We start from the raw sequence: 21,358 nt of genomic DNA, 5'->3' as shown, positions 1-21,358 counted from the left end.
GCCCTTCGGTCTTCCGGGCTTCGGCTTGCGCCCGGGATGAGATGGTCGTCGGTCGTCATATGCGCTTTGGGTGTCGCAAAAGGCTCGCGTCGGGTTCGGAACGTAACGCGCCCGGCACCGGGCGGGGTGCCCGGCCAGGCATCATGCCGATCGCGTGTCTGTCGGCTTCTCCGCGTAGTAGCGGCCGAGCTCGAAGCATCCGTTCCGCCACGCCTTGGCGAGCGTGCGGAACTGCTCCATCCATATGCGGTTGGGATCCGGATTCATGCCGGCAAACCAGAGGGTGAAGAGCCGTCGATGGCTATTCTCCAGAATACGAATATTGTCTGCATCCCTGCCGCCGAAGTCGTCCATTTCCATGACGGTCAAGCCTGCATCACGTAACCGTGTGGCGTAAGTCGACCGGCTCGCCAGACGTGGGACATTCCACGCCGCGCACAGGGGCTCGATGTACTCTTCGTATTGCCCGGGCTGGAGTCCGTCGCACGCCATCCAATCCATTGCCACGATCCGTCCGCCGGGCTTGAGGATTCTGCGGACTTCCTGAAAGAAGCGACTCAGGTCACTGTACTGGCTGGCGCTTTCGATGTTGACGACGACATCGACCGAGTCATCCGCGAAGGGCAGGTGCTGCGAGCAATCCGCGTACGCGAAGCCAACTCGATCGTCCAGAAGCGCGTCGCGTGCCTTCTTCTCCGCCAACTCCAGTTGTTTATGGGAGATGTTGACGCCGCGGACGGCACACCCGTGGTTTTGCGCCAGATAGATGGCGGTCCCGCCGATCCCGCAGCCCGTGTCCACGACGAACTGGTTCGCCCGAATGTCCGCCGGTGCGACGATCACGTCGATCATCCGCTCGACAGCCCGGGCGAGTCCGGCCGACTCGGAGGGGAATTCGCCTGGCTCGGGACACTCGCCCGGCTCGAACAACCCGAAGTGAACGTGGTCAGGGTTCCATCCCCAGATGTAGCCGGGCGTCGCATCGTCGTAGTATTGCGCGAACCAGCGCTCCTGCTCCGACAAGTTCAGAGTTCGGGGTTTCGTCAAGTTTCTCTCCGGACAAAGGGGTCGCGACCTGACTCGGCCGCGACCCCCTGTGTCGCCTGCGTGGAACGGCTGTGACCGCTAGAAGCCGCTGTTGCTGTCGGCCGCCGTCATGCCGTCGGGGAAGATCTGGTTCCACGCCGTCATGAAGCGCTTCATCTCGTCTTCCGTCCCGATGGAGACCCGCAGCCAGTCGAGCATGGGCGGGAAGTCGCGGCCCACGGCCACATCGTGCTTCCGGAACTCGGCCCTCACCTCGGCCGTGGGACGGCCGGTGCGGACCATGAAGAAGTTCGTCTCCGACGGGAGCACGTCGAACCCCTGCGCCCTGACGGCGTCGGCGGTCTGGTCCCGGAGCGTGTTGGACGTCTCCTTGATCCAGGCCTCGTACTCCTTGTCCTCGAGCGCCGCGACGCCGCCCCACTTCACGAGCGCGTTCACGCTGCCCGTCGCGTAGTCCCGCATCTGGTCGATCATGTCGGGTGGCGCGATCCCGTAGCCGAGGCGCATGCCCGCCAGCCCGTAAATCTTCGAGAAGGTGCGAGTCACCAGCACCTTGCGGCCTTCCTTGATGTAGGGGACGGCCGTCTCGTAACGCGGGTCCTCGATGAAGTGGTGGTACGCCTCGTCGATGAGGACCGGGATGTCTTCCGGAATCCCGTCCAGCAGGCGTCGGATGTCATCGCCGGGCACGATGACGCCGGTGGGGTTGTTGGGATTGCAGATGTAGACCATCCCCACGTCCCGGTAGTTCCGGTTCGTGACCTCGATGAGATCGTCGATGTCCTGCGTGTAGTCGGGCAGGAGCGGGCGCTCGATCACGTCCGCGTCGATCCCGGAGGCGGTCCGGTAGACGGTCAGGTACGTGGGCGAAACGCCGACGACCTTCTCCTCGTGGCGCAGGAAGGCGAGGCCCGCCACGCGCAGCGTCTCGCCGGAGCCCGCGTTGATCATTATGTGATCGGTGGGGACCCCGTGGGAGGCCGCGATCTTCTCGAGGATGTCGCCGTCGGGATAGCCGTACCGGTTCGAGTACTTCCAGGCCCCCTTCATCGCCTCCAGCATCTTCTCCGAGGGCCCGTACGGGTTCTCGTTGGAGGAGAGCTTCGCGAGATCGTCGTAGGGATCGAGCGGCTCGACGCCCTTGGGGGGAGGCTTGAGCCCGGCGCCGATGACGGCGGTGGGGTTCAGGCTCACGGCGCCCAGAGCCGCGGCGGCCCCGCCCATGAAGTGTCGGCGTGAGAACGTGTGCTTGGAATCCATCGCTTCCTCCATGCTCCCTCAAGTCCCTGTCGCCCGGCCGTCGACCACGAACCGGGAGTGTGGCCCGAACAAAACGCGTCACTGATACTCTGCGGCGCGAGACGTGGCCTGCGCAACGGTGACGACATATCCTCGGGTCGAATGACCACCAACCAGACCCCACCCGACCCCGGCGCCCCGCCCATCGTCCCGGACGCGATGGCGATCCACGTGCGGCCGGAGTACGTGGCCGCGCACTCGGATCCCGCGGCGTGGCAGTACGTCTTCGCGTACCACATCACGATCGAGAACGTCGGGACCGAGACGGCGCAACTTTTCTGGCGCCACTGGTTCATTCACGATCCCATGGCGGGGGACCACGAGGTCGAGGGGGAGGGCGTCGTCGGCCAGTCTCCGGTGCTCCGCCCCGGCGACGCGCACCAGTACAACAGCTTTTGCGTCTTGCGGGGTCCGACGGGCCACATGGAGGGGTTCTACCACTTCCGGCGCCGGGACGGTTCCGTCTTCCGCGCCCCGGTCCCGCGTTTCCACTTCAACGCCCCGCCCGAAGCCGTGGGGACGCTGTTCAACTAGCGAGAGCTCCGAGACACATGGCAGAACCGCTCCACCAGGCGCTCTGGGCCCGGAACGCCGGCCTCGCGCAGGCCTGTCTCGACTCCCGCTTCGTGCGCGGCCTCGCCGACGGATCGCTCGCCCGCGACGCCTTCCGCCGCTACGTGGCGCAGGACGCGTTCTTTCTCAAGGCCTTCTTCAGCGCCTACGCCGTCGCCGCGGCGCGCACGGCAGACCGGATCGACGTCGCCCGCCGGCTGCACGCCCTCATGCAGGGGGTCCTCGACGAACTCGAGCTGCACCGCGCCTACGCCGAACGCCTCGACATCGACCTCGACGCCGTGACACCAAACGCCGCCGCGAAGGGATACACGGATTTCCTCGCGCGCGCGGCCTGGAACGCGGAGGCCGGGGAGATCCTCGCGGCGATGACGCCCTGCATGCGGCTCTACGCCTGGCTCGGGCGGCGTCTCGCGGCCGGAGACCGCCGTGAGAACCCCTATCGCGACTGGATCGAGACGTATGCCTCGCCGGATTTCGAGGGGCTCGCAGCGGAACTCGAAGCGTTGCTCGACGACTTGGCCGCGGACATGCCGGAGCGGGCGGAGGAGGCCTATGCCGAGGCCATGCGCCATGAACTCGCGTTCTTCGAGGCGTTCGGGGAGTAGTCGGGACGCGGAGGACAGGCCCGCCGGCCTTGGCGGACGCTAGAAGCGGTAGGTGTAGTTCAGCTTGATCGAGGCGCCGCGCGAGAGCGTCCTCAGGTCCATCCACCTCTGCGGGTCGGAGTCCTCCGGCGCGTCGAGCAGCCCCGACTCCAGGTTCTGCCAGTTGTGGGTGTAGACGAGGAAGAGGTCGTTCCCCGGCTTCAGGATCCAGCGGAAGCGCATGAACAGCCCGAGCACGCGACTCACATCGTCGTACTGGAACTGGTTCGTGACGCCGATCCACGGGGTCGGGTCCCATGAACCCTCGAGGCGATAGAGGTTCGTGACGAAGTCTCCCTGCGGCAGGTTCACGGCGTTGCGTTCGTAGCCCGTCTCCAGGTTGATCCCGGGGTTCGGCCGGAAGTTCGCGTTCAGGTCGACCCGCACGCGGTCGCCGTTCCAGAAGCCTCCGATGTTGGCTCCGCCCCGGACGGAAACGGGCCGGCGACTCGTCGTCCGGCCGCGGATCTGGTAGTCCCAGGTCGTGTAGTCGCCCGGCATGATGTCTACGCCGTCGCTGATCTCGAACTGCCCGTCGAGGAATTCGTACGTCCGCACCGCCTCGAAACTCAGGTTGTCTCCGCTCTCGAAGTCGATATCGAGCACGTTCAGCTGGAGTTCCTGCTCCTCCAGGATCATGGATCCCATCTCCCACAGATTCCTCAGCTGGACGGACACCTCCACCTGTCGGATCCAGTCGATGGCTGGACGGGGCGACCAGCCGATCCGCGGCTCCACGCGGCGAAAGTCGTTCCGGGACACGAACCCGACCGCAGGGCTGTAGTCGTCCCCGAATTCCCGGTAGGAGACGTGCCCCGACCAGAGGTCGTTGGGGAAGCTGATGCGGCCGCCCCAGGCGGAAAGATCCTGGAAGGTTCTCGACACGGACGGGTCCGGATTCGAGTTCCAGGCCATGAACGCCTCGGCCTCGAAATTCTTGTTCCCGAACAGGCTGTTGGTCCGATAGTCGAGGTCCGCGCCGAGCGTATGCCGGTCCGCCGGGGCGAACCCCGTCTCGTCGAGCGCCGTGCCGCGGCGCGTGTAGATGGCGCCGATGCTCGACTGTTCGAGGATCGGGACGCGGGCTCGCGCGACCGTGAACGTCTCGCGTTCGAAGCGGACGTGGTCCTCCGGCGGCGGATCCGCCGGATCCACCGGCACGCCGGTCTCGACGAACGAGTGTGCGCCCGTGCCCATCTGATAGAAGCCGAGGTCGACCCCGTTGAGCTGCCCGGTGAGGCGGACGCCGTAGTCGATGGGCACCTGCTGCCCCCCCTCGATCCCGATCCGGCGCGAGAAGAAGGGCTGCGGGCCGCTGCGGGGGGCGAAGGCGAACACGCTCGAACCCTCGAGGAAGAAGTCGCGTTGTTCGGGGAAGCGGAGCGGGAAGCGGGTCAGGTTGACGCGCCGCTGATCGCTCTCGACCTCCGCGAAGTCCGTGTTCACGCTGAAGGAGGCGCGGAGGCTGGGCGTCACGCTGTAGTTCAGGTCGAGGCTGACGTCGCGCGGAAACGTGGTCGGGTCGGTTTCGTCGGGCGTGTTGCGCCAACTCCCGATGCCCGAGGCTACGGCTTCCAGCCCGATGCCCTGTGAGAGACCCTCCAGCCCCGCGAGTTCGCCCGCGAATACGAGGCGGTTCAGGCCCTCGTTCCGCCCGTATCCGCGCCACAGAACTTCCTCGTTGTGGCGCCGGATCGATCGCAGGAAGTTGATGCCCCAGCTCCCGCCGTCCGGGACGAAGTTCAGGGTGCGGAAGGGAATCCGGATCTCCGCGGACCACCCGTCGGGGCGGCGCGCGGTGCGCACCTCCCAGATCCCGTCCCACGAGCGGTTGACGCCGCCGAATCCGCCTCCCCCTCCCCCTCCGCCACCGCCACCGCCACCGGTGCCCGTGATGAGTCCATCGCTGAGGGCGCCGGCCGCGTTCGTCTCGAAATGGTAGCCGGTGCGCCCGTCCCGGAAGGTGTCGAGCACCCAGGCGAACCGGTCGTCCGTGAACAGAAACGCATCGCGCGCGCGCTGCCGGGCGAGGATGTGGTCGGGGTCGTCGAACAGAATCGCCGCGATGTACAGGTTGTCGCGGTCGTAGGCGATGCGAACCTCGGTGGGATGGGTCGGAGTGCCGCCCTCGATGGGCTCACGCTGCCGGAAGTCGCTGATGGCCTCGATGCGGCCCCAGACGGATTCCTCGATGTTGCCGTCGAGGTCGATGCGTTCCTCGGCGGTGAGCCGCGTTGCCTGGATCGTGGAGCCGGTGCCCTCCTGGGCCGACGCCTCGCGGGCCGCGCCGGGATGGAGCGCGGCGAGGGCAAGACCGATCCCCGACAGCCGCCGAATATGCCGCGCGCATGTCATCTGTATTCGCGTCGATCCCGTGGTGATGGCCGGTCTGCTGCTCGGACGAGGTCGAAGCGACGAAGTCCAAACGAGGTTCAGATAGACGACACGCGCGTCGCGGGCAGGGTTGAATAGCGAGCCGGAGCGGTCAGGTGACGATGATGCGGGATCCCAGCATGATGCTCGGGTGGGTGGCGCAGTGGTAGACGTACGTCCCAGGCACACTGAGCCTGACCTGGAAGGTCTCGTTGTAGCCGATCGTTCCGCTGTCGAAGGCCATCGCGCCCGAGGGAACTTCGGTAGAGGTCACCGTGTGGGGGTTCGCGCCCACGTGACGCCAGCCAACGGTCTCCCCGCTGGCGATCGTCACTTCCGCGTCGCCGTTACGGCCCCCATTGGGGTCGACGAAGGCGTTGTCCTCGATGTTCACGGTCACATTCGCGCCCGGCACCGCCCCCGGCGGTGGGGGCGGCGGAGGCGGCGGTTCGGGCTGCGCCGTGTCGGGCCCGGAGCTGTCTCCGCACGCTGCCACGGCGAGAATGCCGGGCAGGGCTACAACGAATTCGCGACGTCTCACGGAATCATCCTTTCCGCCCTGCGAAACCCGACCGATCTTCCTTCGTACTATGTCTTCGTACCATGCCGGGTCGCCGGGCGGGGTTCCCTACCCCCCGGACCCTAAAGCCAGATTCGGTCGGGAGAGATACATGAACGGCAAGAGTTGCAACAGAGTGGCGAACGCACTGCTGCTGGCCGGCGCCCTGAACTGGGGATTGATCGGCCTCATCGGATTCAACTTCGTGGCCGCGACCTTCGGCCCCCTCGCCCGGTTTGTGTATATCGCGGTGGGCTGGGCGGCGCTGTACAGGATCTTCGCCAACGGAAACCGGAGCGACTGAACGATCAGGCGACACACGGGGTGCCGAAGCGTCGCGCGAGCGCGACCGCGGCGCCCCGCCCCCTGAATTCCTCACTGAAGTAGTCGTACAGCAGACGCGTCATCTCCGCGATGGTGCGTTCCCGCCGCCACGTCGGACTCCGCAGAGTGTTCACGAACACCGAGACGATGAGATGGCCCGCGCCATCCGGCAGGATGACGATCCCCACGTCGTTGATGGCGCCGCCCATCGTTCCCGTCTTGTGCGCGACGAAGGTCGAGCGCGGCAGCCGGCCCCGCATCCGCCCGGACCCCGAGCGCGACCGGTTCAGGACGTCGAGGATCCAGGCGCGCGATTCGGGACTGAGCCCCTCACCCTCGTGGATCGTGAGCAGGAGATCCGTCATCCCCTCCGGCGTGGCCGTGTCCTGCGGGTCCGACCCGTAGCGCTCGCGCGCGGCCTGGCGGTGCGGGTCGGGCAGGGCATCACGCAGCCGGAAATACTGGTAGCGGTACAGTTCGCTCTCGGGAATCGTGTCCGGGAGGCCGACCAGGTCGGCGAACGTGCGGGCCTCGGAGCGGTCGACGCGCACGCCTTCCACACCCAGTTGCCGGAGGTGGCGCGTGGCGGCTTCCGGCCCGCCCGACATGTTGAGGACCACGTCCGTCGCGGTGTTGTCCGACTGGCCGAGCATGAGCGAGAAGAGGCTGTCCACGGTGATGCGCACGGACCGCGCGCCCGACCAGGCGGCGAGCGGACTGTGGCCCGCGCGGAACTCCTCAACGGTGACCACGACCGTCTCGGCGGGATCGATCTCGCCCAGGTCGACGCGCCGCAGGAACTCGAGTGCCATGGGGACCTTGGACACGCTCGCCATCGGGAAAGGCTGGTCTCCGTTGAACGAGATCCGCGCGCCCGACTCGACGTGCAGCGCGGAGACGCCGACGGCGTCCCTGACCCTTCGCGCGATGCGGCGGAGTCCCTCGCCGATCGAGTCGGGGACGACGCACGCCGCCCCGACGGGCATGGGTCCCGGAACGGGCGGCCCGAGGACCTCCTGCGCCACGGCGCGGCCGGAGGACGCGAGGAGGAGGAAGCTTGCCGCGAGGGAGGTTGCGCGGAGGCTCACTGGTGCACGGGAGATGGACGGTCGGACATGTGCGGGCCTCTTCGCCTCGTGAACGCGTGCTCTGTGGTTGAGAACATGCGGCGGACGGAAACGTTGTATACGGCACAGCATCCGCTCGTGCGTCTCGCGCGGGCGGGTCCGTTTCCCTAATCTGCGGGTCCCAATGCCGCGTCGCACCGACGGATCGTTCGTCCAGGAGGTTTCATGCGTTTCCCCCGCCCGAGTTGGATCCCCGTTGCCCTCATCGCCCCGCTCTCGCTCGCCATCGCCTGCGGCGGAGGAGAACAGGCCGAGGACGCCGAGATGGCCGAAGAGATGCCCGAGGCCATGGCCGAAGCAATGCCCGCCGAGCCGGCTGTCACCGTACGCATCGCGCAGCCGGAAGAGGGCTCGACGGTGGGCGCCGACGTGTTGGTCGTCATGGAGACCGAGGGGATCGAAATCGTCTCGATCACGCCCCCCGTGGTCGGCACGGGACACCATCACCTCTACGTCGACGTGGACCTCACCCCGCTCACCGACATGATCCCGCAGAACGATCCGCAGATCATCCACATGGGGGACGGGAGCACCGAGCGTCTGCTCGAAGGCCTCGCGCCGGGAGAGCACCGGCTCATCGCGGTCGTGGCCAACCCGGCGCACATCCCGCTCGATCCCCCGGTCGTGGACACGCTCCACTTCACGGTCGCGAACGAAGAGTGATGGCACGCGGGAAAACCTGCGCCGGGGTTCCGCTACTCGCGCTCATCATCGCGGCGGGCTGCGCGCCGGAAAACGGGACCGATTCCGCCAGCGAAATGGCGGGCGATGAAGAGGGGTCGCCGACGCCGACGCCGGAGCCACAGCACACGCTGACGGCCGACCAGACGCACAACCGGTGGAGCCGCACGATCCCGCCGATTCTGACGGTGGGGTCGGGCGCCGTCATCGAGGCCTACCTCGAGGAGGCATCGGATCAGCAACTGACTCCGGAGTCCACCGTCGAGGATCTCGCCACGTTGAGCTTCGATCCGATCCACCCGCTCACGGGGCCCGTCTACGTCGAGGGCGCCGAACCGGGCGATCTGCTGGCGGTCACGCTGCACGAGATCGAACTGGGCGACTGGGGCTGGGTCGCAAACGTCCCAGGGTTCGGATTTCTCGCCGATCGGTTCCCCGATCCGTACCTGCGGATCTTCGAGTTCGAGCCAGGGGATACGAGCGTCGGCTTCGCGCCCGGGGTCCGGATTCCGCTGCGTCCTTTCCCCGGCGTGATGGGGGTGGCGCCGGACACCGATTCGATGCTCGTCACGATCCCGCCTCGCCAGAACGGCGGCAACATGGACGACCGCGATCTGGTCGAGGGCACGACCGTGTACTTCCCGGTTCTGGTGCAGGGCGCCCTCTTCTCGATCGGCGACCCGCACATCGCGCAGGGGGACGGGGAAGTGGGCGGCACCGCGATCGAAGGGCCGCTGCGCGTGGTCTATGAACTCGAGGTCATCAAGGGGGCCGGGCCCATCCCGTCGCCCCACTACGAGACGGATGAGTTCTACGCCGTGACCGGGTTCGCGCCCACGATCGACGAGGCGGCGCGGAACGCCGTCGAGGCGATGATCGACTATCTCGTGAGTTCGCGGGACCTGTCACGGCAGGAAGCGTACCAGCTGGCCTCGATGGCGGGAGACCTCAAGATCTCCGAGGTCGTGGACGTGCCGAACATGCTCGTCGCCATGCGCATCTCGAAGGACGTGATCGGCAACTGAACCGCAGGCTGAGTCCCGGCCGAGCGTCGCGTGCGGCCCGGATCAGAGGCCGCGCGCGTCGATCGCGAGCAGGGTGCGAAGCAGCACGTTCGTCCCCGCCGTGATCTGATCCGGCTCGGTGAACTCGAGCGGCGAGTGGCTGATGCCGTTGCGGCTCGGCACGAAGATCATCCCCACCGGTCCCAGCAGGGCGATGCTCTGCGCGTCGTGGCCCGCCCCGCTGGGCATGCGGAGAGACGTCAGCCCGAGATCGCCGGCTTCGGCTTCAATAAGGTCGCGAAGGCGCGCGTCGGTGGGCGCCGCGCGACTCTCGTAGAACTGTTCGATGGAGACCGTCGTGCCGTCCGCCGCGGCGATCTCCTCGGCTCGCGACCGGATGGCCCGGAAGACGGCATCGATCCCGGTCATGGCGAGGTCGCGGATCTCGAGGCTGAAGGTGACCCGGCCCGGGATGACGTTCGGCGCGCCCGGCTCGGCGGCCAGTTGGCCGACCGTGGCCACATGCCGCCCGGGCAGTTCGAGCGCGGTCACCTGCACGGCGTCGATGATGCGTGCCGCCGTCACCATCGCGTCCTGCCGCAGGTCCATGGGCGTGGTGCCGGCGTGGTTCGCGAACCCGTCGACGGTCACCGTCCAGCGGCGGATGCCGACGATGCCCTGCACGACGCCGATGTCGAGTTCGCCGCGGTCGAGGACGAACCCCTGTTCGATGTGCAGTTCGAGGTAGCCCGCCAGGCTGCCGGCTTCTCGCCGGGCCGCGGCCAGGTCGGTGAGGTCTCCGCCGAGGCGCTTCGTGCCCTCGCCGATCGTGAACCCGCTCGCCGTGACGATATCGACTTCCCAGGGCAGGGTCTCGCCCGCGATCGCGCGGCTGCCCGTCTTGCCGCCCTCCTCGTTGGCCCAAATGACGAGTTCCAGCGGGTGCCGGGTGTCGCGGCCCGCGTCCACCAGCGTCTCGATCGCCTCGAGCGCGCCCATCGAGCCGACCTGCCCGTCGTAGCTCCCGCCCGCCGGGACCGAGTCGATGTGGGAGCCGACGAGGATGGGGGCGAGCGACGGGTCGGTGCCGCGCCGCCGGCCGATGAGGTTGGCTGCCCGGTCCACATGCACGTCGAGGCCGAGGCCGGTCATGATGTCCGATAGCCAGGCGCGGGCCGCCCGGTCCTCGTCGCTGTAGGCGAGCCGCGTCGTGCCTTCGGCGGAACTGCTGAAGCGCGCGAGTTCGCCGAGCCGGCGGTTGAGCCGGTCGCCGTCCACGAGCAGCCGCTGACGCCCGAGCGCGCGCAGCGGCCAGGGGGCCGCCGCCGCCCCCGCGACGCCGAGGGCGAGCGTCCCGAACCGCCGCCGGGAGATGGGGACCATCAGTGGGTCAGGCCGTAAATGATGTAGTTGATGGCCAGTTCGTAGGCGTACGTCGACCGGTCGATCGGGTAGTACGGGATCTCCGACCACTCCCATGCGTCGCCCAGATCCGTATTGTGGTTGATGACGACCATCAGCTCGCCCCGGTCATCGAAGATCCCGCGCACCGTGGGCGTGCAGGGCAGCTCCCAACATTCCCTGTACCGGCCCCTCATCGCGTTGTTGATGCTCGGGACGGTGATGATCTCGTCGATGTCGTAGAACTGGTGGAAGATCGGGTGGTCCAGCGGGATGTCCTCGATCGGGCGGCCGGGCAGGATGCGCGACATGTGGTACTCGAGATTGTACCACGCGTCGTCTCCCCAGAAATCGTCCACGACGAGGAAGCCGCCCGCCTCCAGGTAGCCCCTCAACCCCACGATTTCGGCCTCGGAGAGGTTCATGCGGCCGACCTCGAGCATGTAGAGGAAGGGGAAGCGACGCAGTTCCGGATCGGTGAGCGCGACCGGGTTTTCCCACTCGTGCAGGTCCAGCCTTGTGAGGAGGCGGTGGAGGATAAAGAGGAACTGGCGGTCGGCCTTCGGAAAGTCGATCGCCCAAGATCCGCCTCTCCGTCCCCAGCCCCGGCCGCTCGTGTAGATGGCGCGCGTGAAGTAGAAGTCGTGGCCCCATTCCGCCCGCGCCTGGGCCAGCCCCGGCTCGCGCTCGAGAAGCCGGTCGCGCGCGGCCGCGCGCTCGCCGAGATCCGAAGAGACCGCCTCCGCGGCGGCCGGGATCGGTGAGGGGTCGGGCCAGCGCGCCATGCCCGTTACGGCGGCGGCCACCAGCACGGTGGTCAGGGCCGCGATGGCTATCGGGGCGGGGCGCAGTCCGGGACCGGTCATACGCTCATAAGGATCGTCGAGGGCCCGCTCGTCAACACCGGGAGATCCATCTTTCACGCCCATCGGGCGCGGCGTACACTAACCACCCGTTTCCCGAGGCGTTCCCCCTGGCGGTCCCGAACGGCGGCAGGCGCCGACATGAACGAGCCCGATGGCCGAGCCAGCGTGCACCTGGACGGCGTCACCCTCCGCTTCGGGGGCGTGACGGCGCTCGAGGACGTGTGCCTCGACATCCGCGGCGGCGAACTTCTCGCGCTCATCGGCCCCAACGGCGCCGGCAAGACGAGCGTGCTCAACTGTATTTCCGGCCTCTATCGGCCCACGGTAGGCACCATCCGACTGCGCGACGCCGCAGGCCGGGTCCACCGGCTCCACCGCATACAGCCGCACCGGATCGCCCGGCTTGGCGTCGCGCGCACCTTCCAGAGCATCGAACTCTTCAAGCACATGACCGCGCTCGACAACATCATGCTCGGCCGCCACGTGCACATGCGAGGCGGCGTGCTCTCCGGCGGCCTCTTCTGGGGTCCCCAGCGCCGCCACGAGATCCGTCACCGGGTGCGGGTCGAGGAGGTCATCGACTTCCTCAATCTGGAGCCGATCCGCCACGCCATCGTCGGCAACCTCCCCTACGGACAGCAGAAGCTTGTCGAACTCGGCCGCGCCCTCGCGCTCGACCCGGAGATCCTCCTCCTCGACGAACCGATGGCCGGCATGAACTCCGAGGAGAAGGAGTCGATGGCGCGCTTCATCCTCGACGTGCACGAAGAGTGGGGGGCGACGCCGGTCGTCATCGATCACGACATGGACGTGATCATGGACATCTGCCAGCGCGTGATCGTCCTCGAATTCGGACAGGTCATCGCCGAGGGCTCTCCAGCGGAGGTCCGGGCCGATCCTGCGGTGATCGAGGCGTACCTGGGACACCCCGAATCCGTGGCCGGCGCCGTTTCGTGAGCATCGGATCCGTCGACGGCAGTCTGCCCGGCCTCCTGCGGCAGCAGGCGGCGAGCCGCGGTGACCATATCGCCATGCGCGAGAAGGAATTCGGGATCTGGCAGCGCATCACGTGGTCCGAATACGAGCGGCGGGTGCGTCATTTCGCGCTGGGGCTCCGGGAACTCGGCCTCGAGAAGGGCGATCGGATCGCGATGGTCGGGGACAACCGCCCGGAGTGGGTCATCGCGGAGCTGGCGGCACAGTCGCTCGGAGCGCTCCCCCTCGGCCTCTACCAGGACGCGGTCGCCGCGGAACTCGAATACCTGCTGGGAGCCTCGGGTGCGCGGGTCGTCGTCGCGGAAGACCAGGAGCAGGTCGACAAGGTGCTCGAAATCCGGGAGGCGCTGCCCCGCCTCGAGTACATCATCTACTACGATCCGCGCGGACTGGGCCCCTACGCAGCGCCGGGACTGCTCGCCTTTCCCGAGGTGGAGCGGCGCGGGGCCGAGCGCGACCAGGCGATGCCGCACGAGTACGCCGCCTCAGTCGCGACCGTACGGGGGGAAGACCCGGCCCTCCTGTGCTCGACATCGGGGACGACGAGCAAGCCCAAGCTCGCCGTCCTCTCGCACGCGAACCTCCTCAGCATGGCCGATCAGTTGCAGGAGGTGGACCCCATGACGGCCGGGGACGAGTTCGTCTCGTTTCTCCCGCTCGCCTGGATCGGTGAGCAGATGATGACGGTCTCACGTCACGTCCTCGTCGGTTTTCCCGTGAACTTTCCGGAGGAGCCGGGCACCGTCCGCCAGGACCTGCGCGAGATAGGACCGCGCGTGATGTTCTCGCCGCCACGCATATGGGAGAACCTGGTCTCCGAAGTGCAGGTGATGGTGGAGGACACCACGCCCCTGAAGCGCCGGGTACAGGCGTGGGCCATGCGCGTCGGCGGAGACACGGCCGATGACGCATTCGAGGGGCGCTCGTCCGGCGCCTGGCGACGGGTCCGGCGCGGGATCGCGGAGGTCGTCGCCATGCGTCCGATCAAGAACCAGCTCGGCCTCACGCGTCTGCGCGACGCCTACACCGGAGGGGCCGCGCTCGGGCCCGATGTCTTCCGCTTCTTCCATGCGCTGGGCGTGAATCTCAAGCAGATCTACGGGCAGACCGAGGTCGCCGGGATCTCGGCGTTGCACCGGGACGGCGACATCCGATACCAGACCGTCGGGGAGCCGCTGCCCGGGACGGACATCAAAGTGGCCGAGGATGGAGAGATCCTCACCCGCGGTCCGGTCGTCTTCGAGGGATACTTCGAGAACCCGGAAGCGACCCGCGAGACACTCGTGGACGGCTGGTTGCACTCCGGCGACGCCGGGTACTTCGACGGAGAGGGCCACCTCGTCGTCGTCGACCGCCTGAAGGACGTGATGCTGCTCGCGGATGGCACGACGTTCTCGCCCCAGTTCATCGAGAACCTCCTCAAGTTCAGCCCCTACGTGAGCGAAGCCGTGGTGTTCGGCGGGGAGCACCCGTACGTGGCCGGGATCATCGCGATCGATTTCGAAAACGCCGGCCAGTGGGCGGAGCGGCATCAGCTTGCCTACACGACGTTCACGGACCTGTCGCAGAAGGGCGAGGTCTACGATCTGGTGAAGGCGCATGTCGAGTCGGTCAACGCGGACGTGCCCGAGGCCGCCCGCATCCGGCGCTTCCTCCTGCTGCACAAGGAACTGCACGCGGACGATGCCGAGCTCACCCGCACGCGAAAGGTGCGCCGCCGCTTCATTGCCGAGCGCTTCGAGCCACTCATCGCGGCGCTGTACGGAGACGATGACTCCGTGGCGGTGGATATGGAGATCACGTACCAGGACGGCCGGACGGCGAACGTGAAGCACGATCTGCGGATCGAGCGCCTGAGCGGAGCGGGGTGAGCGTGGACCAGTTCCTGCAGCTCACGGTGACGGGTCTCGGCACGGGGATGATCTATGCGCTCGCCGCGGTGGGTTTCGTCATCATCTACAAGGCGAGCGACGTCATCAACTTCGCGCAGGGAGACCTGCTCCTGTTCGGGACCTATCTCATCTTCTTCTCTCTCGTCCAGATCGGGGTCCCGTGGACGGTGGGCGTGCTCCTCACGATGCTCGTGGCGGCGGGGATCGGCCTCGCGGTGGAGCGCACCGTGCTCCGGCCACTGATCGGCGAGCCGATCATCTCGATGATCATGGTGACGATCGGGCTTTCGAGCGTCCTGCGAGCCGTTGTACACGGCATATGGGGGCCGCAGCCGCGCGCCTTCCCGTCGTTTCTGCCCGAGGGGGAGGTGATGCTGGGTCCCGCCGTGGTGAGCGCGGACCGACTGGTGGCGATCCCGCTCGCGCTCGCGCTGCTCGCCGGACTCGCGATCCTCTTCCGGCGAACACGGAGTGGGATCGCCATGCGGGCCATCGCGGACGACCAGCAGGCCGCTCTCAGCATGGGGATCAGCATTCCGCGGGTCTTCGCCACGGCGTGGGCGCTGGCGGCGGTGACCGCGGCCATCGGCGGGATCATGCTCGGTAACATCGTGGGCGTGAGTCCGAACGTAGCCCAGGTGGGGCTCCGCGTGTTCCCGGTCGTGATTCTGGGCGGCCTGGACTCGATCCGGGGGGCCGTCGTCGGGGGCGCGATCATCGGGCTGCTCGAGATCTACGCGGGCGGCTACGTCGGCCACGGCGTGAACCTCATCGTGCCGTACCTTGCTCTGATCGTCGTCCTTATGGTCCGCCCGTACGGGTTGTTCGGAAAAGAAATCATCGAGCGCGTGTAGGGGGGATCTCTTGGAGTGCGGCGTCTTTCACACGGACTATCGGACGGACATGGGGCTCCGGCGCGTGCCGGCGGAGCGGATCCGGCTCGGCGTGTTCGTGGCTGCTCTTCTCGTCTTCCCGTTCCTCGCATCGCCGTACTGGCTCAACCTCGCGAACCAGATCGCGATCGCCACGATCGGCGCCCTGGGGCTCAACATCCTCGTCGGCTACACGGGACAGATCTCGCTCGGGCAGGGGGCGTTCATGGCCGTGGGCGCCTACACCTCCGCGCTGCTCACGCTCAGGCTGGGTCTGCCGTGGGGCGTGAGCATCGTCGTCGCCTGCTTCACCACGGCGGCGGTGGGCGTCTTCTTCGGTCTTCCCTCGTTGCGTCTCAAGGGCCTCTACCTGGCGATCTCGACGCTTGCCGCTCAGGAGATCGTGGACTGGACCATCACGCACTGGACGGCGCTCACCGGAGGGGTCGAGGCCCTTGTCGCCCCCGCGCCGCGGCTCTTCGGCCAGCGACTGAACACGGACTTCGGGTTCTACTGGGTGGGCGTGGTTCTCGCGGGGGCCACGGCGCTGTTCACGGCGAACCTCTTCCGCTCGCGGATCGGGCGCTCCTTCGTTGCCGTGCGCGACCAGGACATCGCCGCGAGCGTGATCGGCGTGAACGTATTCGGGACGAAACTGCTCGCGTTCGCCACCTCGTCGTTTTTCGTCGGGCTCGCCGGGGCTCTCACCGCGTACTACCGCAGCATCATCTCGTGGGAACGCTTCACGCTCGAGACGAGCATCCTCTACCTGGCCATGATCATCGTCGGGGGGCTGGGGACGATCCGCGGATCGCTGTTCGGGGCGGCGCTCATCACCCTTCTCCCGGCTACGATTGCCACGCTCGGGCGAGGACTGCAGGGATCTGCGCCCGCCATCGCCGCGCTCCTGCCCAGCGTACAGCAGGCGGTGTTCGGTCTCGTCATCATCCTCTTCCTCCTGTTCGAGCCGGAGGGTCTGTCGAAACTGTGGCGGAACGTGAAAGACTACTTCTACGTCTGGCCGTTCGCGTACCGCCGCGGAGAGGGCCGCTGATCACCCGCAGAATCACGAACAGGAAGAAGGGTCCGGACATGCGTTTCAGCCGATCCGCTTTCGCCATCTGGTGCACCGCGGTCGTTCTCGCCGCCTGCGGAGGTTCGGGGGAGAGGGCGGAGAACGAGATTCTGATCGCGGCCATCTTCGATCTCACCGGTCCGACGGCCGACGTCGGGGTCGACTACGCCGACGCGGTGCAGGGGCACATCGAGTGGCTCAACGGGCGGGGTGGCATCGATGGCCGACCGATCCGCCTCATCTACCAGGACTACGGGTACCAGGTCCCGCTGGCCGAGCAACTCTACACGCAGTTCGTCCAGGAGGGCGCCCTCGTGTTCATGGGCTGGGGCACGGGCGATACGGAGGCGCTGCGGCCCCGGATCATGGAGGATCGCATTCCGTTCTCGTCGGCGTCGCTCTCGCACGTCCTCGGAGATGCGCACGAATCCCCGTACAACTTTCTCGTGGCCACCAGCTACAGCGACCAGTTCCGGATCGTGCTGCGCTGGATCGCGCAGGACCACCGGGCGAAGGAGGGCGACGGGAACGCGCAGGTCGCCTTCATGCACAACGCGAGCCCGTTCGGCCTCTCGCCCTGGGTACAGGGGGGCGAGGACTACGCACGCGAGATCGGGGTCGACGTCACGCCCTACGCGATGTCGCGCGGCGCGACCGACTACACGGCGGAGTTCTCGCGCATCACGCAGTCGGGAGCGCGGTACGTCGTGTTCCAGAACACGTCCGCACCGGCGGCAGTCGCGTTGCGTAACGCGCGCAGCCTCGGGGTCGATGCGACGTTCGTGTGCCTCAACTGGTGTGCCAACGCCCTCCTTTGGAGGCTGGCGGGGGACGACGCCGAAGGCGTGGTCGGGGCGATCCCGTGGGCCCCGCTCACAGATGACGTGCCCGGCGTCCGGGACATCCGCGACTACCTGGAGTCCCGGGGGGAGGACTACAGTGAGAAGACGAACGCGTACACGCAGGGTTGGTGGACGATGGGGTTGTTCGTCGAAGGGATCCGGCGGGTGCTCGATGCCGGACAGGAGTTGACCGGCGAGAACATCAAGAACGCCATCGAATCGATCGACGGACTCGACACGGGCGGCGCGAGCCCGCCGCTCACGTTCACGCCCACCGACCACCGGGGTTCGAAGGGGCTCAGGCTCTTCCGTGCCGAGAACGGAATGTGGACCGCCATGACGGAGTTCCTCACGGCCCCGTGATCCCTCTGCTCGAACTCAACAGCGTCGAAGTCCTCTACGACGACGTGATCCTCGTCCTGCGCGGACTCTCGCTCGAGGTGCCGGAGGGCCACATCGTCGCCCTCCTCGGTTCGAACGGGGCGGGGAAGACGACGACGCTCAAGGCGATCTCGGGTCTGCTCAAGGTCGAGGACGGAGAGGTCACAGACGGTTCGATCCGGTTCGATGGGCGAGAGATCCACGGTCTTCCGGCCGACCGCATCGTACGCGAGGGGATCTTCCAGGTCGTCGAAGGCCGGCATGTGTTCGAGCACCTTACCGTTCACGAGAACCTGCTCGCCGGAGCCCATACGCGCCGGGACCGCGCGCAGGTGCCGGCGGACCTGGAGCGGGTCTACGGGTACTTTCCGCGGCTGGCGGAGCGAAAGCGGCAATGGGCGGGCTATCTGTCGGGCGGTGAGCAGCAGATGCTGGCCCTCGGCCGCGCGCTCATGGCGCGCCCGCGGCTCATGCTGCTGGACGAGCCGTCGCTGGGGCTCGCGCCGATTCTCGTACAGGAGATCTTCGGGATCATTCGGCGCATCAACGAGGAGGAGGGCACGACGATTCTGCTCGTCGAGCAGAACGCGCGCATCGCCCTCTCCGTCGCCGATTACGGGTATGTCATGGAAGCGGGGCGCGTCGTGCTGGAGGGATCCGCGGAGGAACTGGGGGACAACGAGGACGTGCGCGAATTCTACCTGGGTCTGAGCGAGATCGGACGGCGTTCGTATCGCGACGTGAAGCACTATCGCCGGCGGAAGAGGTGGCTCTCATGAGCGGGGGATTGCCTCTCTGGGACCCCGCCGCCGAAGCCCCGGCGGACTGGGCCGCGGCGCAGGACGAGATCGCCGACGAGGCGGTTCGGCTGGCGCTCGAGCGCAGCCGGGAGGGGACGGTTCGGCTCCGGGCGGCCGGGGTCGCGCACCCCGAGCGTCGTGGTGTCGCGGGTCTGAGGGATGTGGCCGTGCTCGCCAAGGACGATCTGCCGAAGCTCCAGGCGGCCGATCCGCCCTTCGCCGGCATGCTCGGCGTGGATGTCGGAGTGCTCCGGCGCATCCACCGATCACCGGGCCCGATCAACGATCCGGAAGGGCAGCATGCGGACTACTGGCGCATGGCCCCGGCGTTCCGGGCCGCGGGCTTCCGCCGTCGTGAGGTCGTGCTCAACACCTTCTCCTACCACCTGACGCCGGGCGGTCACATGATGGATGCCGGGCTGCGCGCAGTGGGCTGCGTCGTCGTGCCCGGCGGTGTGGGGAACACCGCCGCCCAGGCTGCCCTGGCGTCAGAGCTCGGCGCCACCGGCTACGCGGGGACGCCTCAGTTTCTCCTCGCTCTCCTGGAGCGGGGGAGGGACGACGGGATCACGCCGACCTTCCGCCGCGCTCTCGTCAGCGGAGCGCCCCTGCCCCTGGCGCTCCGGAATCTGCTGGAGGAGAGCTCCGGAATCTCCGTCTTCCAGGCCTATGGGACGGCGGACGCGGGCGCGATCGGATACGAGTGCGAGGCGAAGGACGGGTGGCACATCGCGCCGGGCATCGTCGTCGAGGTGCTGAACCCCGGCACGCTCGAACCGTGCGCTCCGGGCGACCTCGGCGAGGTCGTCGTTACCAGCGCCAACCCGGTCTACCCGCTCGTCCGTTTCGGCACGGGCGATCTGTCGACGTTCCTGCCGGACAAGTGCCGGTGCGGCCGGACATCCGCCCGCCTCGCGGGTTTCCATGGCCGCGTCGGCGAGGGCGTGAAGGTGCGCGGCATGTTCGTGCACCCGCGCCAGTTGGCGGAGGCCCTGGTAGGCGTTTCGGGCGTGCTACGGTATCAGGGCGTGGCCACCGAGGAGGACCACCGCGACATCCTCACGGTGCACGTGGAGGCCGTCTCGGGGCGGCCGCCGGATCTCGAGCTGCTCGCCGCCCGCCTCAGGGGGACGACCCGGGTTCGGGCGGAGGTCCGCACGGTCGCACCGGGGACGATCGCCGAGGACGCCCGCCCCATCGTCGACCGTCGCCAAGGCTGACGGTCTCAGGACTGGGGGCCGGCCGAGACCGAGGGCACTTCGTTTCCGGCGATCCAGACGGACTCGATTGCGCGCAGGTTCTCGACCCCCTCCAGGGGATCCTCGGTGAGGAGGATGAGGTCGGCCCAGCTTCCGGCCGCGATCGTCCCAATCCCCTCGAGCCCCGCGCAGCGCGCCGCGTCTCCCGTGGAGGCGACGAGGATCTCCATCGGCGACATGCCCGACTCCGCCATGAGCGCGAGTTCCATGTGCTCGAAGTAGCCTTGGAAGCGCGCGGGCGGGCCGGTGTCGGTACCCATGGCGATGGTCACGCCGGCGTCGGATAGCGCGCCGAGGTTCTCCTGCGCCTGCACGAGGGCCTCCTTGTAGCGCTGAGCCGACTCGCTCTCGCTATAGCGGGCCATGCTCTCGGAGGCGCGCAGAGCCTCCAGCACCGCCGGTTCGGCGGAGGCGAGGAAGAAGGGGTCCGAGAAGAACTCCGGCTCGCTCTCGTACACGAAGGTCGAGACCTCACGGGTCAGCGTCGGCGAGTAGCAGACGTCAGCTTCGACCAGGCGTTCGGCCAGCGTCTCGTCCACAGCCCGGTCACGGACGCTGTGCACGATGAAGTCCACCTTCGCGTCGAGCAGCCCGTGCGCATCCTCCAGATAAAAGAGGTGCGCGGCCACCGGGAGTCCGAGCTCATGTGCCCGTTCGATCACCGCCCCGTACACGTCCGGCGTCATCTTGCGCGTGCTGCCGAGGTTGTCGTCGACCCGGATCTTGATGAAGTCGACGCCCATGGCTGCGTTCCCGTTCACCATCTCGAGCGCGGCACCTGGCGTGTCGCCCGTCACCACGGCGCCCGCCACGTAGAGCCGGGCCCGGTCGAGCGACGGCGTGTCCTGTTCGTCGCGGACTTCGACTCCGGCCGCTTCGTCCCCGCCGAGGCTGACGACCGTCGTCACCCCGTAGCTTGCGTACAACTCGAGGTGGCGCAGGACGTTGCCCCGCGAGTAGTGCCCGCCTTCGAGGCCCAGGGTCGCGCCCACGTGACCGTGTGCGTTGATGAGGCCGGGAATCACGTACTTGCCGGCGGCGTCCACGACTTCGGCGTCCGCCGGAACCTCGACTCCCCCCGCCGGCCCCACGGTCTCGATGCGGCCGCCCCGGACCACGACCGTCGCGTCGGGCATGGGGTCCGCCCCGGACCCGTCAATGACCGTCGCGCCGACGATCGCGAGCGCCGGCGCGACGGTCGCCTCCGCTGGTGAGGATTCGGGGTCGGCGCTGCTACAGGCCCCGAGGATCGCCGCAGTAGCGAGCACGATGAGCGAAATAGGGGTGCGTTTCAGCATGGTCCAAACTCCTTGGGCGGTGGCTCGCCGCGCCTCAGCGCA

20 protein-coding genes are annotated in these 21,358 nt (G+C 67.7%); 12 read left to right on the top strand and 8 right to left on the bottom strand.

The features are described from left to right. Positions 1 to 141: 141 nt before the first annotated feature. Both ACOOGH_RS10650 and ACOOGH_RS10645 read right to left on the bottom strand, forming a co-directional pair. Positions 142 to 1,023, bottom strand: a complete 882-nt coding sequence (locus tag ACOOGH_RS10650) for a methyltransferase domain-containing protein (RefSeq protein WP_420448891.1) — start codon at positions 1,021 to 1,023, stop codon at positions 142 to 144. A gap of 102 nt (positions 1,024 to 1,125) precedes the next feature. Continuing rightward, on the bottom strand, positions 1,126 to 2,307 hold the full coding sequence (locus tag ACOOGH_RS10645; RefSeq protein ID WP_420448890.1) for a pyridoxal phosphate-dependent aminotransferase: 1,182 nt from the start codon (positions 2,305 to 2,307) through the stop codon (positions 1,126 to 1,128). Positions 2,308 to 2,448: 141 nt separating this feature from the next. Between ACOOGH_RS10645 and apaG the strand changes: the two genes are divergently transcribed. Beyond that, positions 2,449 to 2,880, top strand: coding sequence for a Co2+/Mg2+ efflux protein ApaG (apaG, locus tag ACOOGH_RS10640; protein ID WP_420448889.1), 432 nt, complete (start codon positions 2,449 to 2,451; stop codon positions 2,878 to 2,880). A gap of 17 nt (positions 2,881 to 2,897) precedes the next feature. Continuing rightward, the gene (locus ACOOGH_RS10635) at positions 2,898 to 3,527 is read left to right on the top strand and encodes a TenA family protein (protein ID WP_420448888.1); all 630 of its coding nucleotides are present in this window, start codon (positions 2,898 to 2,900) and stop codon (positions 3,525 to 3,527) included. Positions 3,528 to 3,566: 39 nt separating this feature from the next. Here the strand turns inward: ACOOGH_RS10635 and ACOOGH_RS10630 are convergent, their stop codons facing one another. Together ACOOGH_RS10630 and ACOOGH_RS10625 are read right to left on the bottom strand one after the other, a co-directional pair. Beyond that, positions 3,567 to 5,921 carry a DUF5916 domain-containing protein gene (locus ACOOGH_RS10630; protein ID WP_420448887.1) on the bottom strand — a complete coding sequence of 785 codons (2,355 nt, stop codon included), beginning with the start codon at positions 5,919 to 5,921 and terminating at the stop codon, positions 3,567 to 3,569. A gap of 130 nt (positions 5,922 to 6,051) precedes the next feature. After that, on the bottom strand, positions 6,052 to 6,480 hold the full coding sequence (locus ACOOGH_RS10625; RefSeq protein ID WP_420448886.1) for a cupredoxin domain-containing protein: 429 nt from the start codon (positions 6,478 to 6,480) through the stop codon (positions 6,052 to 6,054). A gap of 130 nt (positions 6,481 to 6,610) precedes the next feature. Here ACOOGH_RS10625 and ACOOGH_RS10620 point away from each other — a divergent pair, with 130 nt between their 5' ends. After that, the gene (locus ACOOGH_RS10620) at positions 6,611 to 6,802 is read left to right on the top strand and encodes a DUF378 domain-containing protein (RefSeq protein ID WP_420448885.1); all 192 of its coding nucleotides are present in this window, start codon (positions 6,611 to 6,613) and stop codon (positions 6,800 to 6,802) included. Between the two features lie 4 nt (positions 6,803 to 6,806). Here ACOOGH_RS10620 and ACOOGH_RS10615 read toward each other — a convergent pair whose 3' ends face one another. Continuing rightward, positions 6,807 to 7,910, bottom strand: coding sequence for a serine hydrolase (locus ACOOGH_RS10615; protein ID WP_420448884.1), 1,104 nt, complete (start codon positions 7,908 to 7,910; stop codon positions 6,807 to 6,809). 204 nt (positions 7,911 to 8,114) lie between these two features. On the opposite strand from ACOOGH_RS10615, the gene ACOOGH_RS10610 reads away from it, so the two are divergent. Together ACOOGH_RS10610 and ACOOGH_RS10605 are read left to right on the top strand one after the other, a co-directional pair. Then, a complete protein-coding gene (locus ACOOGH_RS10610) occupies positions 8,115 to 8,612 on the top strand; it encodes a DUF4399 domain-containing protein (RefSeq protein WP_420448883.1) in 498 nt (165 codons plus the stop codon). Further along, a complete protein-coding gene (locus ACOOGH_RS10605; RefSeq protein WP_420448882.1) occupies positions 8,612 to 9,655 on the top strand; it encodes an acetamidase/formamidase family protein in 1,044 nt (347 codons plus the stop codon). The genes ACOOGH_RS10610 and ACOOGH_RS10605 overlap by 1 nt, the downstream gene beginning before the upstream one ends. A gap of 42 nt (positions 9,656 to 9,697) precedes the next feature. On the opposite strand, the gene ACOOGH_RS10600 is transcribed toward ACOOGH_RS10605, so the two are convergent. Both ACOOGH_RS10600 and ACOOGH_RS10595 read right to left on the bottom strand, forming a co-directional pair. Further along, the gene (locus ACOOGH_RS10600; protein WP_420448881.1) at positions 9,698 to 11,017 is read right to left on the bottom strand and encodes a Zn-dependent hydrolase; all 1,320 of its coding nucleotides are present in this window, start codon (positions 11,015 to 11,017) and stop codon (positions 9,698 to 9,700) included. Beyond that, positions 11,017 to 11,901: a DUF4159 domain-containing protein gene (locus ACOOGH_RS10595; RefSeq protein WP_420448880.1), complete on the bottom strand. Its 885-nt coding sequence runs from the start codon at positions 11,899 to 11,901 to the stop codon at positions 11,017 to 11,019. Before ACOOGH_RS10595 ends, ACOOGH_RS10600 begins: the two co-directional genes overlap by 1 nt. Before the next feature lie 138 nt (positions 11,902 to 12,039). On the opposite strand from ACOOGH_RS10595, the gene ACOOGH_RS10590 reads away from it, so the two are divergent. The 7 genes from ACOOGH_RS10590 to ACOOGH_RS10560 are packed head-to-tail and all read left to right on the top strand — an operon-like array spanning position 12,040 to position 19,979. Beyond that, positions 12,040 to 12,858 carry an ABC transporter ATP-binding protein gene (locus ACOOGH_RS10590; RefSeq protein WP_420448879.1) on the top strand — a complete coding sequence of 273 codons (819 nt, stop codon included), beginning with the start codon at positions 12,040 to 12,042 and terminating at the stop codon, positions 12,856 to 12,858. Beyond that, entirely contained in the window at positions 12,855 to 14,768 is a 1,914-nt protein-coding gene (locus ACOOGH_RS10585; protein ID WP_420448878.1) for an AMP-binding protein, read from the top strand. Before ACOOGH_RS10590 ends, ACOOGH_RS10585 begins: the two co-directional genes overlap by 4 nt. 2 nt (positions 14,769 to 14,770) lie before the next feature. Next, positions 14,771 to 15,643, top strand: a complete 873-nt coding sequence (locus ACOOGH_RS10580; RefSeq protein WP_420450115.1) for a branched-chain amino acid ABC transporter permease — start codon at positions 14,771 to 14,773, stop codon at positions 15,641 to 15,643. A 10-nt stretch (positions 15,644 to 15,653) separates the two neighbouring features. Beyond that, positions 15,654 to 16,715 carry a branched-chain amino acid ABC transporter permease gene (locus tag ACOOGH_RS10575; protein WP_420448877.1) on the top strand — a complete coding sequence of 354 codons (1,062 nt, stop codon included), beginning with the start codon at positions 15,654 to 15,656 and terminating at the stop codon, positions 16,713 to 16,715. Between the two features lie 38 nt (positions 16,716 to 16,753). After that, positions 16,754 to 17,941 (top strand): ABC transporter substrate-binding protein, encoded by a 1,188-nt coding sequence (locus ACOOGH_RS10570; protein ID WP_420448876.1) that lies wholly within the window; start codon positions 16,754 to 16,756, stop codon positions 17,939 to 17,941. Positions 17,942 to 17,946: 5 nt separating this feature from the next. After that, positions 17,947 to 18,738: an ABC transporter ATP-binding protein gene (locus ACOOGH_RS10565; RefSeq protein WP_420450114.1), complete on the top strand. Its 792-nt coding sequence runs from the start codon at positions 17,947 to 17,949 to the stop codon at positions 18,736 to 18,738. Next, positions 18,735 to 19,979 carry a phenylacetate--CoA ligase family protein gene (locus ACOOGH_RS10560; protein ID WP_420448875.1) on the top strand — a complete coding sequence of 415 codons (1,245 nt, stop codon included), beginning with the start codon at positions 18,735 to 18,737 and terminating at the stop codon, positions 19,977 to 19,979. The genes ACOOGH_RS10565 and ACOOGH_RS10560 overlap by 4 nt, the downstream gene beginning before the upstream one ends. Before the next feature lie 5 nt (positions 19,980 to 19,984). On the opposite strand, the gene ACOOGH_RS10555 is transcribed toward ACOOGH_RS10560, so the two are convergent. Beyond that, a complete protein-coding gene (locus tag ACOOGH_RS10555; protein ID WP_420448874.1) occupies positions 19,985 to 21,316 on the bottom strand; it encodes an amidohydrolase family protein in 1,332 nt (443 codons plus the stop codon). Positions 21,317 to 21,358: the final 42 nt, after the last annotated feature.

Origin of the sequence: Candidatus Palauibacter sp., assembly GCF_965213655.1 — a bacterium.
Lineage (GTDB): Bacteria > Gemmatimonadota > Gemmatimonadetes > Palauibacterales > Palauibacteraceae > Palauibacter.
This window is presented reverse-complemented; position numbering and strand designations above follow the sequence as displayed.

Bases quoted from the DNA above. Each gene is read 5' to 3' on its own strand.
- ACOOGH_RS10595 (WP_420448880.1), bottom strand. From the start codon at position 11,901: ATGACCGGTCCCGGACTGCGCCCCGCCCCGATAGCCATCGCGGCCCTG.
- ACOOGH_RS10600 (WP_420448881.1), bottom strand. From the start codon at position 11,017: ATGGTCCCCATCTCCCGGCGGCGGTTCGGGACGCTCGCCCTCGGCGTC.
- ACOOGH_RS10610 (WP_420448883.1), top strand. From the start codon at position 8,115: ATGCGTTTCCCCCGCCCGAGTTGGATCCCCGTTGCCCTCATCGCCCCG.
- apaG (WP_420448889.1), top strand. From the start codon at position 2,449: ATGACCACCAACCAGACCCCACCCGACCCCGGCGCCCCGCCCATCGTC.
- ACOOGH_RS10635 (WP_420448888.1), top strand. From the start codon at position 2,898: ATGGCAGAACCGCTCCACCAGGCGCTCTGGGCCCGGAACGCCGGCCTC.
- ACOOGH_RS10645 (WP_420448890.1), bottom strand. From the start codon at position 2,307: ATGGATTCCAAGCACACGTTCTCACGCCGACACTTCATGGGCGGGGCC.
- ACOOGH_RS10630 (WP_420448887.1), bottom strand. From the start codon at position 5,921: ATGACATGCGCGCGGCATATTCGGCGGCTGTCGGGGATCGGTCTTGCC.
- ACOOGH_RS10570 (WP_420448876.1), top strand. From the start codon at position 16,754: ATGCGTTTCAGCCGATCCGCTTTCGCCATCTGGTGCACCGCGGTCGTT.
- ACOOGH_RS10560 (WP_420448875.1), top strand. From the start codon at position 18,735: ATGAGCGGGGGATTGCCTCTCTGGGACCCCGCCGCCGAAGCCCCGGCG.
- ACOOGH_RS10620 (WP_420448885.1), top strand. From the start codon at position 6,611: ATGAACGGCAAGAGTTGCAACAGAGTGGCGAACGCACTGCTGCTGGCC.
- ACOOGH_RS10555 (WP_420448874.1), bottom strand. From the start codon at position 21,316: ATGCTGAAACGCACCCCTATTTCGCTCATCGTGCTCGCTACTGCGGCG.
- ACOOGH_RS10590 (WP_420448879.1), top strand. From the start codon at position 12,040: ATGAACGAGCCCGATGGCCGAGCCAGCGTGCACCTGGACGGCGTCACC.
- ACOOGH_RS10605 (WP_420448882.1), top strand. From the start codon at position 8,612: ATGGCACGCGGGAAAACCTGCGCCGGGGTTCCGCTACTCGCGCTCATC.